This window comes from Streptomyces sp. NPDC096323 (assembly GCF_040302845.1).
Taxonomy (GTDB): Bacteria; Actinomycetota; Actinomycetes; order Streptomycetales; family Streptomycetaceae; genus Streptomyces.
Window position 1 is genome coordinate 316,810 of record NZ_JBEOSI010000007.1, and the last position, 11,814, is coordinate 328,623.

General features: G+C 71.0%; 10 protein-coding genes and 1 tRNA gene. 4 read left to right on the top strand and 7 right to left on the bottom strand.

Going from position 1 to position 11,814, the window contains the following annotated elements; translation table 11 throughout:
• Positions 1 to 36: 36 nt before the first annotated feature.
• The 5 genes from pth to ABTX18_RS21570 all read right to left on the bottom strand — a co-directional run bounded on the left by pth (position 37) and on the right by ABTX18_RS21570 (position 4,231).
• Complete coding sequence (gene pth / locus ABTX18_RS21550; RefSeq protein ID WP_352124322.1) at positions 37 to 630, bottom strand: aminoacyl-tRNA hydrolase; 594 nt, start codon at positions 628 to 630, stop codon at positions 37 to 39.
• Between the two features lie 105 nt (positions 631 to 735).
• Positions 736 to 1,323 (bottom strand): 50S ribosomal protein L25/general stress protein Ctc, encoded by a 588-nt coding sequence (locus ABTX18_RS21555; protein ID WP_352124323.1) that lies wholly within the window; start codon positions 1,321 to 1,323, stop codon positions 736 to 738.
• Positions 1,324 to 1,503: 180 nt separating this feature from the next.
• On the bottom strand, positions 1,504 to 2,481 hold the full coding sequence (locus tag ABTX18_RS21560; protein WP_352124324.1) for a ribose-phosphate diphosphokinase: 978 nt from the start codon (positions 2,479 to 2,481) through the stop codon (positions 1,504 to 1,506).
• Positions 2,482 to 2,601: 120 nt separating this feature from the next.
• The gene (gene glmU / locus ABTX18_RS21565; RefSeq protein ID WP_352124325.1) at positions 2,602 to 4,050 is read right to left on the bottom strand and encodes a bifunctional UDP-N-acetylglucosamine diphosphorylase/glucosamine-1-phosphate N-acetyltransferase GlmU; all 1,449 of its coding nucleotides are present in this window, start codon (positions 4,048 to 4,050) and stop codon (positions 2,602 to 2,604) included.
• A 109-nt stretch (positions 4,051 to 4,159) separates the two neighbouring features.
• Positions 4,160 to 4,231: transfer RNA gene (locus tag ABTX18_RS21570), tRNA-Gln, on the bottom strand.
• A gap of 199 nt (positions 4,232 to 4,430) precedes the next feature.
• Here ABTX18_RS21570 and ABTX18_RS21575 point away from each other — a divergent pair.
• Complete coding sequence (locus ABTX18_RS21575) at positions 4,431 to 5,732, top strand: sensor histidine kinase (RefSeq protein ID WP_352124326.1); 1,302 nt, start codon at positions 4,431 to 4,433, stop codon at positions 5,730 to 5,732.
• 96 nt (positions 5,733 to 5,828) lie between these two features.
• Here the strand turns inward: ABTX18_RS21575 and ABTX18_RS21580 are convergent, their stop codons facing one another.
• Together ABTX18_RS21580 and ABTX18_RS21585 are read right to left on the bottom strand one after the other, a co-directional pair.
• On the bottom strand, positions 5,829 to 6,362 hold the full coding sequence (locus tag ABTX18_RS21580) for an SUKH-3 domain-containing protein (RefSeq protein WP_352124327.1): 534 nt from the start codon (positions 6,360 to 6,362) through the stop codon (positions 5,829 to 5,831).
• A 10-nt stretch (positions 6,363 to 6,372) separates the two neighbouring features.
• Positions 6,373 to 6,906: a YwqJ-related putative deaminase gene (locus tag ABTX18_RS21585; protein WP_352124328.1), complete on the bottom strand. Its 534-nt coding sequence runs from the start codon at positions 6,904 to 6,906 to the stop codon at positions 6,373 to 6,375.
• 304 nt (positions 6,907 to 7,210) lie between these two features.
• On the opposite strand from ABTX18_RS21585, the gene ABTX18_RS21590 reads away from it, so the two are divergent.
• The 3 genes from ABTX18_RS21590 (at position 7,211) to ABTX18_RS21600 (ending at position 11,740) form a co-directional block, all read left to right on the top strand.
• Positions 7,211 to 8,188 (top strand): SMI1/KNR4 family protein, encoded by a 978-nt coding sequence (locus ABTX18_RS21590; RefSeq protein ID WP_352124329.1) that lies wholly within the window; start codon positions 7,211 to 7,213, stop codon positions 8,186 to 8,188.
• Between the two features lie 5 nt (positions 8,189 to 8,193).
• A complete protein-coding gene (locus ABTX18_RS21595; RefSeq protein ID WP_352124330.1) occupies positions 8,194 to 10,653 on the top strand; it encodes an SUKH-4 family immunity protein in 2,460 nt (819 codons plus the stop codon).
• A gap of 193 nt (positions 10,654 to 10,846) precedes the next feature.
• Positions 10,847 to 11,740: a cellulose-binding protein gene (locus ABTX18_RS21600; RefSeq protein WP_352124331.1), complete on the top strand. Its 894-nt coding sequence runs from the start codon at positions 10,847 to 10,849 to the stop codon at positions 11,738 to 11,740.
• Positions 11,741 to 11,814: the final 74 nt, after the last annotated feature.

Below are 11,814 nucleotides of genomic sequence, written 5' to 3' on the forward strand. Positions count from 1 at the left end.
AGCAGGTATGTCAGGATTCGCACCCGCCCGCCCCGCTCACGAGTTGTACGCGCCCTGTGCGCGCTCCAACCCCTCCGCCAGCAGACACTCCACCGAGTCCGCCGCCCGGTCCACCAGGAAAGCGAGCTCCTTGCGCTCCGTGGAGGAGAAGTCCTTCAACACGAAATCCGCCACCTGCATCCGACCCGGCGGCCGCCCGATCCCGAACCGGATCCGGTGATAACCCGGCCCCATCGACTTCGTCATCGACTTCAGCCCGTTATGACCGTTGTCCCCGCCGCCCAGCTTCAGCCGCAGCGTCCCGTAATCGATGTCCAGCTCGTCATGCACCGCCACCACATGGTCCAGCGGCACCTTGTAGAAGTCGCGCAACGCCGTGACAGGGCCACCCGACAAGTTCATGTACGACAACGGCTTGGCCACCACCACCCGGCGGCTCAACGGCCCCGGAGGACCGATCCGCCCCTCCAGCACCTGCGCCTGAGCCTTCGGAGCCCGCTTGAACTTCCCGCCGATCCGCTCCGCGAGCAGGTCGGCCACCATGAAACCGACATTGTGCCGGTTCGCCGCATACTCAGGACCGGGATTGCCCAGGCCCACGATCAGCCAGGGGTCAGTGGCGTCGGACATCACGCTCGGTCTCCTCGCGTACAGACGGGTGGCAGACAGGGAAACGGGGCGGCGGCCCCCTTTCGGAGATCCGCCACCCCGTCAGTCAAGCAGGTGAGGCGAGAATCAGGCCTCGGTGGTCGCGGCCTCGGCGCCCTCGGCAGCCGGCTCCTCGGCCTGCGCGGCGACGACCTGCAGCACGACGGCGTCCTCGTCACCGGCCAGCACGGAACCCGCCGGAAGCGGAACGTCCTTCGCGAGGATCGAGTCACCGGCGTCCAGGCCCGCGATCGAGACCGTGACGGACTCGGGGATGTGCGTGGCCTCGGCCTCGACGAGCAGGGTGTTCTGCACGTACTCGAGCAGGTTGCCACCCGGGGCCAGTTCGCCCTCGACGTGCACCGCGATCTCGACCTCGACCTTTTCGCCGCGCTTCACGGTCAGCAGGTCGACGTGCTCGATGTTGCCCTTGAGGGCGTTGCGCTGCACGGCCTTCGGGATGACCAGGGCGTCCTTGCCATCGATCTCGAGACCGATCAGAACGTTGGCCGTACGCAGCGCCAGGTGCAGCTCGTGAGCCGGAAGCGTGATGTGGACGGCCTCGGCGCCGTGGCCGTAGACAACCGCGGGAACCAGGTTGGCGCGACGGGTGCGACGGGCAGCGCCCTTGCCGAACTCCGAACGGACCGCGGCGTTGAGCTTGATCTCGGCCATGACTGCACTCCTCGTAAGGTGACAAAGCTACGGATGGTCACCCGGCCCACGACAGGCCTGCTACGAAGAGCGCGTCGATAACGGACCGCCGTACCTATGAGTACGGCCTCCCTCGCCGAGCAACTCGCTGAGTCTACCCGGCGGGGAGGCCGCACCCAAAGTGGATCTTCTACAGCGCGGCTACGACTGCTCCTCGAACAGGCTCGTCACCGAACCGTCCTCGAAGACCTCACGCACCGCACGCGCGATCGTCGGCGCGATCGACAGCACCGTGATCTTGTCCAGCTCCAGCTCACCCGGCGTCGGCAGCGTGTCCGTGAACACGAACTCGCTCACCTTCGAGTTCTTCAGCCGGTCCGCGGCCGGACCCGACAGCACACCGTGCGTCGCCGTCACTATGACGTCCTCGGCACCGTGCGCGAACAGCGCGTCGGCGGCGGCGCAGATCGTGCCACCCGTGTCGATCATGTCGTCGACCAGCACACAGACCCGGCCCTCGACGTTGCCCACGACCTCGTGGACGCTGACCTGGTTCGGCACGTCCTTGTCGCGACGCTTGTGCACGATCGCCAGCGGAGCGTCCAGACGGTCACACCAGCGGTCGGCCACCCGGACCCGGCCGGCGTCCGGCGACACGATCGTCAGCTTCGAACGGTCGACCTTGGCGCCCACGTAGTCCGCCAGGATCGGCAGCGCGAAGAGGTGGTCGACGGGGCCGTCGAAGAAGCCCTGGATCTGGTCCGTGTGCAGATCGACGGTGAGGATGCGGTCCGCACCCGCCGTCTTCATCAGGTCCGCGATCAGACGGGCCGAGATCGGCTCACGGCCACGGTGCTTCTTGTCCTGACGGGCATAACCGTAGAACGGCACGATCACCGTGATGGAACGGGCCGACGCGCGCTTCAGCGCGTCCAGCATGATCAGCTGCTCCATGATCCACTTGTTGATCGGAGCCGTGTGGCTCTGGATCAGGAAGCAGTCGGCGCCGCGGGCGGACTCCTGGAAGCGGACGTAGATCTCACCATTGGCGAAATCGAAGGCCTTCGTCGGCACGAGGCCCACACCCAACTGGTGCGCAACCTCCTCGGCCAGCTCGGGGTGGGCGCGGCCGGAGAAGAACATCAGTTTCTTCTCGCCGGTCGTCTTGATCCCGGTCACAGCACAGTCTCCTCAGACGTGTATCTGGCGCTGCACGCAGATGTCCCGATGTGCAACGAGCCAGCCGAAATGGGGTGAGCATCTATCACGGTACGCCGTACGTGACGCACCTGTTTCCGGTCAGCTTTCGCTGCCGGCGTCCTCCGCCGCGGCCTGCGCGGCCTGCGCGGCCGCACTCCCCGGACGCTTACGGGCCACCCAACCCTCGATATTCCTTTGCTGGCCCCGGGCCACGGCCAGCGAACCGGCCGGCACATCCTTCGTGATCACCGAACCCGCGGCGGTGTACACCCCGTCCCCGACCGTGACAGGTGCCACAAACATATTGTCCGAACCGGTACGGCAGTGCGAGCCGATCGTCGTGTGGTGCTTGTTCACGCCGTCGTAGTTCACGAAGACGCTCGCCGCACCGATGTTCGTGTGATCACCGATGGTCGCGTCACCCACGTACGACAGATGCGGGACCTTCGTCCCCTCACCGAGGGAGGCGTTCTTCAGCTCCACATACGTACCGGCCTTGGACTTCGCGCCCATCCGCGTGCCCGGCCGCAGATACGCGTACGGACCGACCGTCGCACCGGCGCCGACCTCGGCCCCGTCCGCGACCGTGTTGTCCACCCGCGCGCCCGCCCCGACGACGGTGTCCTTCAGCCGCGAATTCGGACCGACCTCGGCGTCCTCCGCCAGATGCGTCGACCCCAGCAGCTGCGTACCCGGGTGCACGACCGCGTCCCGCTCGTACGTCACCGTCACGTCGATCAGCGTCGACGCCGGATCCACCACCGTCACGCCCGCCGTCATCGCCCGCTCCAGCAGCCGCAGATTCAGCAGCCGGCGCGCCTCCGCGAGCTGCACCCGGTTGTTGATCCCCAGGATCTCCCGGTGGTCACCGGCGACCGACGCACCGACCCGGTGCCCCGCCTCGCGCAGGATCGACAGCACATCGGTGAGGTACTCCTCGCCCTGGCTGTTGTCCGTACGCACCTTGCCGAGCGCGTCCGTGAGCAGCTGCCCGTCGAACGCGAACACCCCGGAGTTGATCTCCCGGATCGCGCGCTGCGCGTCGGTGGCGTCCTTGTGCTCGACGATCTCGGTGACCGCACCCGTCGCCGCGTCGCGGACGATCCGGCCGTAGCCGGTCGCGTCGGGGACCTCCGCGCTGAGCACGGTGACGGCGTTGCCGTCGGCGGTGTGGGTGGCGGCGAGCGCGGCGAGCGTCCCGCCGGACAGCAGCGGGGTGTCGCCGCAGACGACGATCACGGTGCCGTCGACGGTCCCGCCCAGCTCGTCGAGCCCGACGCGCACCGCGTTCCCGGTGCCCTTCTGCTCGGCCTGGAAGGCGGTGCGCACCTGGGCGTCCGCGGCGGTGAGGTGGGCGGTGACCTGCTCGCTCGCGTGGCCGACGACCACGACGAGGTGCTGCGGGTCCAGCTCGCGGGAGGCGGCGACGACATGACCGACGAGCGAGCGCCCGGAAATCTCGTGCAGGACCTTGGGGGTCTTCGACTTCATGCGGGTGCCCTCACCCGCTGCGAGGACGACGACGGCTGCCGGGCGTACGGAGCTCACGGATAGGCCCTTCGGCTTCGGGTGATGGACATCCGCAGGATACCGGGGGGCGATGAGACGGACATGAGTGCGGGCCCCGACCGGTGAGATCGGGGCCCGCATCGCGATGCTCCCCCACCAGGACTCGAACCCGGACAAATAGCACCAAAAGCTACTGTGCTGCCAATTACACCATGGGGGAATAAAGCCGAACTGACCGGACATTGCGTCAGGTCGCCGGATCGGCACCCAACACTATGCCGTACCACCGGCCCTCGGCGCGACGGTATAGGTCCGCGCTCGGTCGACGCGAACCCCCGCCCATTCGAATCCGTTCGACGCCGGGACGTGCTGCGCAGGTCACCCGAAAATGAGGTGCGCCCGCCCGTACGCTGGATGCCATGACCGCAACGGGGGCAGACCGGGAGGCGGCGGGATCGACCACCCGCTCCTACTGGTGGTGGGAACGGCGACGGAGTGTCGCACTCGACGGAGGGCTGGCGCTGGCTTCGGCGCTGGAGTGCGCGTTGGAAGGGGTGGTGTTCGCCGGGGACACCGGGCTGCCGGTGCCGCTGGGGGTGGTCTTCGGGCTGTTCGCGGGGGCCGTGCTGCTGGTGCGGCGGAAGTGGCCGATCGCGGTGGTGCTGGTGTCGATCGCGACGACGCCCGCCGAGATGGGTTTCCTGATGGGCCTGGTCGGTCTGTACACGCTGGCCGCGTCCGATGTGCCGCGGCGGATCACCGCGGTGCTGATGAGCATGTCGCTGGTGGGGACGTTCATCGTCACGTACGTACGGCTGCGGCAGGGCGTCGACGCCGACGCGGACTTCGGGCCCGGTGACTGGTACGTCCCGATGCTGTCCCTCTTCATGGCGCTGGGCCTGACCGCGCCGCCGGTGCTGTTCGGCCTCTACATAGGGGCGCGGCGGCGGTTGATGGAGAGCTTGCGGGAGCGGGCGGATTCGCTGGAGCGGGAGTTGTCGCTGCTCGCGGACCGTGCGGAGGAGCGGGCGGAGTGGGCGCGTACGGAGGAGCGGAACCGGATCGCCCGCGAGATGCATGACGTGGTGGCGCACCGGGTGAGCCTGATGGTGGTGCACGCGGCGGCTTTGCAGGCGGTGGCGCCGAAGGATCCGGCGAAGGCGGTGCGGAACGCGGCGCTGGTGGGGGACATGGGCCGGCAGGCGCTGACGGAGTTGCGCGAGATGCTCGGTGTGCTGCGCACGGGTGAGCCGGTGGCGGCGCGGGTGGCGCAGGTGCCGTTGGCGTCGGTCGGGCGGTCGGTTCCGGTGGTGCTGGAGGAGGGGCCGCGGCTGGACGAGGTGGAGACGTTGGTGGGGGAGTCGCGGGCGGCGGGGATGACCGTGGAGCTCTCGGTGGAGGGCGAGGCGCGTCCGTATGCGGCGGAGGTGGAGCAGACGGCGTACCGGGTGGTGCAGGAGGCTCTGACGAACGTGCACAAGCATGCGGCGGGTGCGAAGACGTGGGTGCGGTTGGCGCACCGGGATTCCGAGGTGGCCATGCAGGTGGAGAACGGCCCGTCGGACGCGGCCACGGCGGATGCGGGGCTGCCGAGCGGGGGTAATGGCCTGGTGGGGATGCGGGAGCGGGTTCTGGGGCTGGGGGGTGTGTTCGTGTCCGGTCCGACGGACGCGGGTGGTTTCCGGGTGTCGGCGGTGCTGCCGGACGGTGGCGGGGCGTAGCGGGGAGGCGACGGCCGTGACGCCTGCCCCTCCCGGCCGCGTCAGCCGGAGGTTCCGTCCCGTCCCGCCTCAGCCTGCGGTCTCGTCCCGCCCGCGTCAGCCGGAGGTGAGGCGTTCGGGCTGGGTGCCGGTGACGAGGGTGGCGAGCGCGCTGTCGATGTCGGGTCCGAGGTACCAGTCCCCGGTGTGGTCGATGCTGTAGACCCGGCCCTGTGCGTCGATGGCGAGGACGGCCTGTCCGTCTCCCTCTTCCCCGAGGGGCGCGACCTCGGTTTCGAGGGCGCGTCCGAGGTCCCCGAGGGTGCGGGCGAGATGGAGTCCGCTCAGTGGGTCGATGCGTACGGCCGGGGGTGCGATCTGGCGTCCGGGTGCGGTGGCGGTGATGCGCAGTCCGCCGAATTCGGCCCATGCTTCGACGGCGGCGGGGAAGACGGCGTGCTGGTGTCCGGCGGGGGAGGCGTGCGAGCGCAGGGCGTCGGCCCATTCCTCGGCCTGGCGGATGTCCCAGCGGCCGGGCTGCCAGCCGGCGGTGCGCAGGGCGGCGTCGACGGCGACGGGGAAGCGGGTGGTGCTGTGGCGGTCGTGGTGGGCCGGGCCGGTTTGTGCGGGGAGGTCGGTTCGGTCCTGCATGGGGGCGCGGTCAGCCCTTCTCGGCGGTGGTCGCCGTTCCGGTCGTGGTGAGGTCGACGGGACGGACGCCGAAGTGGGCGAGCATGACGGTGCAGGAGCGGCAGGGTGCGGCGTAGCTGCCGTGGAGGGGGTCGCCGTCCTCGCGGATGCGGCGTGCGGTGAGGCGGGCGTGTTTGAGGGAGCGCCGGGCTTCGCCGTTGGTGAGGGGTTTGCGCTGGGCTCGTTTGGAGCGGTCGGTTTCGGCGGCGGTGAGGTGGCGGGACAGCAGTATGGCCTCGGGGCAGCGGCCGGTGAAGCGTTCGCGTTGTCCGGTGGGGAGGGTGTCGAGGAAGTCCTGGACGAGGTGGTGGAGTACGGGTGGCTGGTCGCCCTTGCCCGCGGTGCAGGTGAGGGTTTCGCCGCGTACGGACAGTGCCGCGGCGACGGCGGGCAGGATGCCGTCGCGGCGGTGGGTGAGCCGGGGGGTGTGGCCGGTCTCGTTGCTGCTCCAGCTCAGTCGGGGGTCCCCGGTTGTGACGGTGTGTGCCGAGTGTGCGGTGTGCATGGTGCTGTGTCCCTCCCGTGCCCGCAGCGGCTGCTGCCGAATGTGCACGCCCCCGTGTATGCGGTGACAGCCTGCCAAATGTGTCGGGTCCTGTGAAAGCGGGGTCGCTGAAACGTGTCTGCGTGTCGCGATTCAGTGGCCTGTTTGTCGCTTGTCCGTCACGCTGTTGTGACGGTTGGTGACGGAAGTGGCCGTGGGGCACTGGGGCGGGGTCGGTGGCGGGCTCACCGCTTAGGCTGTGCCTGGACCGCCCCCGTGGGCAGGTCGGTCCTCATCAGACCAGACGCAGCAGGGGGCAACCGCCATGACGACAGGTCGGCTCGGGCAGCAAGCCGCGCCACCGAATGCGGCCTACGCCGGGCAGCTCGTGCACTTCCCGGACCCGGTCCGGGCGTCCCGCCACCCCAGGGGTGTGCGTATGGACGGGAACGGCTGCCCGGACTTCGCGCCGTATGCGCGTGCCGCCGCTGAGATCGCCGAGCCTCCGCAGGGGTTCGGTGTCGACGAACTGCGGCTCACGGACTATGTGTCGGCGAACGCTGCGCTGGCGGCGAGCGGGCATGAGCTGTGGGGGACGATTCCCGCGGTGGCGACCCCGCACGGCTGGACGTGGCATCACGTGCCAGGTGGCCGGCGGATGGAGCTCGTGCCGGTCGAGGTGAAGGCGCTGCTCCGGCATCACGGCGGGCTGGCGACGACCGCGGTGGACCAGAACAAGCGGGGCACGCGTCCGCTGCAGGAGACCCGGCCCGCGCACTTCCGGCTGCCGAAGGGCTCCGTGGCGGTGAGTGAGCAGCAGATCCAGGGTGTCGAGGAGGACCTCGGTTACCGGCTGCCGGGTGCGTACCGCTCGTTCCTGAAGGCGGCGGGCGGTTCGGCTCCGGTCGGCGCGGCGCTCGACGCGGAGCTCGGTCTGCTGGTCGACCAGCCGTTCTTCACGGTGCGTGAGGAAGCCGGCGTGAACGACCTGGTGTACGTGAACAAGTGTTTGCGGGATCACCTGACGAAGGACTATCTGGGGGTCGGTTTCGTCCAGGGCGGCATCCTCACGGTCAAGGTCCGGGGTGAGGGCCTGGGTTCGGTCTGGTTCTGCGCGTACGACGACGCGCGTGACCGGGACGGCTGGAGTGTGCAGGAGCGGGTGGAGCGCCTGTTGTTGCCGTGCGGCGCCGATTTCGACGCGTTCCTTCAGCGTCTCGCGGGGAATCCGCCGGAGCTGGAGACGGTGGCGAACCTGATGGTGGACGGCGGCTTCGCGCGTGCCGTCCCGGTGGAGGGGTGAGCGCGATGGTGACGTTTGCGCAGGCGCAGGAGCGTGCGGACGAGTGGGTCAACGGTGACGTTCCCGCGTACCAGCACCGCGAGGTGCGGGTGCGTGAGTTCGAGCTGGGTTTCGTCGTGTGGGCCGAGGACCGCGCCGAGGGTCCGGTGTCGGACGGTGGGCGCCAGCGCCTGGTGATCGCCCGGGACAGCGGCGAGGCGACGCTGTGGCCGGGGTTGCCGGTGGGTGAGGTGATCCGGCGGTACGAGGAGGAGTACGGGTCCTTGGGCGCTGCGCCTTCGGCTCCGGAGCCGCCGCAGCGTATCGATCTGAATCAGACGTCGTTCCTGTTGAGCCCGCCGGAGTGGCTCCAGGAGGCGGCGGACAAGCTGGGTATTCCGGACCGGCGTGCGGAGGCGGGGCAGGGAGCCCCGGCCGCGCAGGGTGGGCCGGTTCCGTATGAGCCGACGGCTTCGCCCGGCGTTCGGGCGTCCGTGCCGCAGCCGCCTGTGGGGGCGACTCCGTGGGCGGGGACGGATACCAACGCGGGGTCCGACGAGGGTGAGGTGGCGCTGCCGGCGACGGTGTTCGCGCCGCCGCTTTCGGGTGCCGATGACGAGGGTGTGCCGCCGCGGGCGGTGTCGGCCGATGCCCCGACGGCGTTGATGTCGGGTGGCAGCCAGTTGCCGCGGACGGCGATCGTGCCGGGCCTGAGTCCGCAGGCGCCCGCCGCCCCGGCCGCGCCCGTGCACGGCGGTCCGGTGACTCCGCCGGCTCCTGTGCCGGGTGCTTCGGCGCCGGGCCGCCCGGCGGGTCCGGGTCGGGGCTCCGGTTCCGGTGACATTTCGGACGAGGCGACGAGCAAGGCGGTCGTTCCGCCGCGCGGTGCGCGGGGCGGTGGTGTGACGACTCCGCCGCCGCCGGGTGCTCCCGGTACGCCGGGCGCCCGGCCGGGTGCGCCTCTGCCGCCGCCTTCGGGGCCGGGTGCGCCGGGTGCTCCGGCGGGCGGGTATGTGCCGACGCAGCTCGTGTCGCAGCTGGGCCCGCCCGGTGCGCCGCAGCCGCCCGGTCCGCCGGCGCCGCCCGGTTCCACGCCGCCGCCCGGTGGTGGCGATGTGCACCATGCGGCGACGATGTTCGCCGATCCGGGCATGGTAGGGCCGTCGGCTCCGCGGCCGCCGGGCCCGCCTGGTGCGCCTGGTGCCCTTGGTGTGCCTGGTGCTCCGCAGCCTCCGGGTCCGCCCGGGGCCCCCGGTGCGCCGCAGCCGCCCGCGCCGCCCGGTTCCACGCCGCCGCCCGCCGGTGGCGGTGTCCACCATGCGGCGACGATGCTCGCGGGTCCGGGGCCGGTCGGGCCGTCGGCTCCGCAGCCGCCCGGTCCGCCCGGTCCTCCCGGTCCTCCCGGTGCGCCGATGGGCCCGGGCGGTTCGCTGGGCGGGGCCCCCGGTCCCGTACCGCCGCAGGGTCATACGCCGCCGCCCGCGTACGGGTATCCGCAGGCTCCGGCGGGGCAGCCGACCGTCGGCCCCGGCTACCAGGCGGTGCTGAGGTATCGCGGGCCGGACGGCAGTGAGCAGCAGCTGATCCGTCGTTCGGCGCCGGGCACTCCGCATCCCGAGTGGCAGATGCTGCACGAGCTGCGGGCGATGAACGTGCCGCCGCAGCAGGTCATCGAGCTGCACACGGAGCTGGAGTCGTGTGAGCTGCCGGGTGGTTACTGTGCCCGGATGATCCGTGAGACGTGGCCGCAGGTGCGGATCACAAGTGTCGCGCCGTACGGGACGGATCACGCGAGCCGGCAGCAGGGCATGCGGCATCTGCTCACGCATCAGGGCGAGCTGCATCAGGTCGCGGACGGTCCGGCGCGTCCGGCGCCGGTGCGCGCTCCGTTGCCGCAGGTGCCGCCGGCGATGGCGGTGCCGCCGGAGGCGATCGCGGAGGAGATGCTGCAGACGTTCGGCCCGCAGAGGGTGCTGCGCTTCGATCAGCGTGCGGTGTCCCGGCAGGGTGTGCCGGAGATCGTGGCGCGGACGCTGGTGTGGGCGGGGCTGCCCGCCGACTTCGGGCCGTTCTTCTGGGCGCAGCCGGGTCAGCCGGTGATTCCGACGCTGGCGGAGCTGGCGGCGCAGCGGCAGGTGCAGGCGGCTCCTGACGCGGGGTCGTATCTGGTGATGGGTTCGGACTTCGGCCGTGCCGTCTGTGTGCAGTACGGGACGGCGAACATCGTGGCCGTGCCGGTGGAGGCGGGTCCCGGCGGGCAGTCGGTGCCGCCGCAGTTCGTGAACACGGGGCTGCCGGAGTTCGCGCGTTCGATGGCGTTGCTGGGCCGCATGTGGCAGCTGCGGTTCGGGTTGAACCCTGAGCAGGCGGGTCGTTGGACGGTCGATTTTCAGGCGCAGTTGGTGGCGATCGATCCGGCGGCGCTGGCGTCGCCGGAGAGCTGGTGGTCGGTGCTGCTGGAGCAGATGTGGGACGGGCTGATCTGACGCCCGGGTCTTCTCGGTGGTGCCGGGGTGCGGCGCCTCTTCCCTTCGGGGGAGGGGCGCCGCACCTTTTCTGTGGGCTGTGATGCGGGTCGCTTCCGTCCGGAAAGCAGCGAAGCGATTCGGACTTCTTGGCCAATTGCCGCATCCTTGGCGTATTGCTCAGTGGTCGGAGAGTCGGAAAGAGGCGTCAAGGATGAGTGCTGCACCGGTGTCCGGGCACGGCTTCGTGGGCGTACGGGGGCGTGGGTACCGTCCGGAGCAGGTGGACCGGGTGGTGGCCGCACTGTCGGCGGAGGGTGACCGGGCGCGGGAGCAGGTGGCGCGGCTGACGGAGCTGGCGGAGCGGCTGGTGGCCGAGTCGGCCCGGCTGGACGAGGTGGTGGCAGGGCTGGCGCCGCAGGACTACGCGTCGTTGGGGGAGCGGGCGCAGCGGATTCTGGCGTTGGCCGAGCGTGAGGCGGAGGCCGTCCGGGCGGCTGCCGCGGAGGAGTCGCAGGCGCTGACGGACGCGGCGGATGCGGCGGCGCGGGCCTTGCGCGAGTCGGCGCGGGCGGATGCCGAGGCGATGCGCGCGGCGGCGAACGGCCACGCCGAGCAGGTGCTGGCCGCTGCCGGGAAGACGGCCGGTGAGGCGCTGGCCGCGGCCCGGCTGGAGGCTGCGCGGCTGCGCGAGGAGGCGGAGGCCGCGATGGCGGCGACCGTGAGCCGTACGGCGAGTGTGCTGGCGCATCAGGAGCAGGAGCACGGTGAGCGCTGGAAGGCGGCCGGGCAGGAGCTCGCGGACGCGGAGGCGGCGCAGGCGGCCGGGCACGTGGAGCTGTTGGAGCGGGCGGAGGCCGGTCTTGCGGGGGCGCGGCGCGCGCTGGCGGAGGCCGAGGAGGCGGCGCGTCACGGTCAGGAGGACGCGGAGGCCCGGGCGGCCGGGCTGGTGGCGGAGGCCCGGGTGCGGGAGGAGCGGGTGGTGAGGGAGACGGAGCGGATTCTGCGGGAGCACGAGGAGGGGCGCGAGGAGGTGCAGGCGCATATGGCGCATGTGCGGAACTCTCTGGCGGCGCTGACCGGGCGGGTGGCTCCGGCGGAGGACTGAGGCCGCTCGCGCCGGCCCGGAGGTCCGGGAATTCACGGTCCCCGCAACTCCCGCGTTCCGGGGGAGTTGCGGGG

Coding starts and splice junctions, on each gene's coding strand:
- pth (WP_352124322.1), bottom strand. CDS start 630: ATGTCCGACGCCACTGACCCCTGGCTGATCGTGGGCCTGGGCAATCCC.
- ABTX18_RS21555 (WP_352124323.1), bottom strand. CDS start 1,323: ATGGCCGAGATCAAGCTCAACGCCGCGGTCCGTTCGGAGTTCGGCAAG.
- ABTX18_RS21575 (WP_352124326.1), top strand. CDS start 4,431: ATGACCGCAACGGGGGCAGACCGGGAGGCGGCGGGATCGACCACCCGC.
- ABTX18_RS21580 (WP_352124327.1), bottom strand. CDS start 6,362: ATGCAGGACCGAACCGACCTCCCCGCACAAACCGGCCCGGCCCACCAC.
- ABTX18_RS21585 (WP_352124328.1), bottom strand. CDS start 6,906: ATGCACACCGCACACTCGGCACACACCGTCACAACCGGGGACCCCCGA.
- ABTX18_RS21590 (WP_352124329.1), top strand. CDS start 7,211: ATGACGACAGGTCGGCTCGGGCAGCAAGCCGCGCCACCGAATGCGGCC.
- ABTX18_RS21595 (WP_352124330.1), top strand. CDS start 8,194: ATGGTGACGTTTGCGCAGGCGCAGGAGCGTGCGGACGAGTGGGTCAAC.
- ABTX18_RS21600 (WP_352124331.1), top strand. CDS start 10,847: ATGAGTGCTGCACCGGTGTCCGGGCACGGCTTCGTGGGCGTACGGGGG.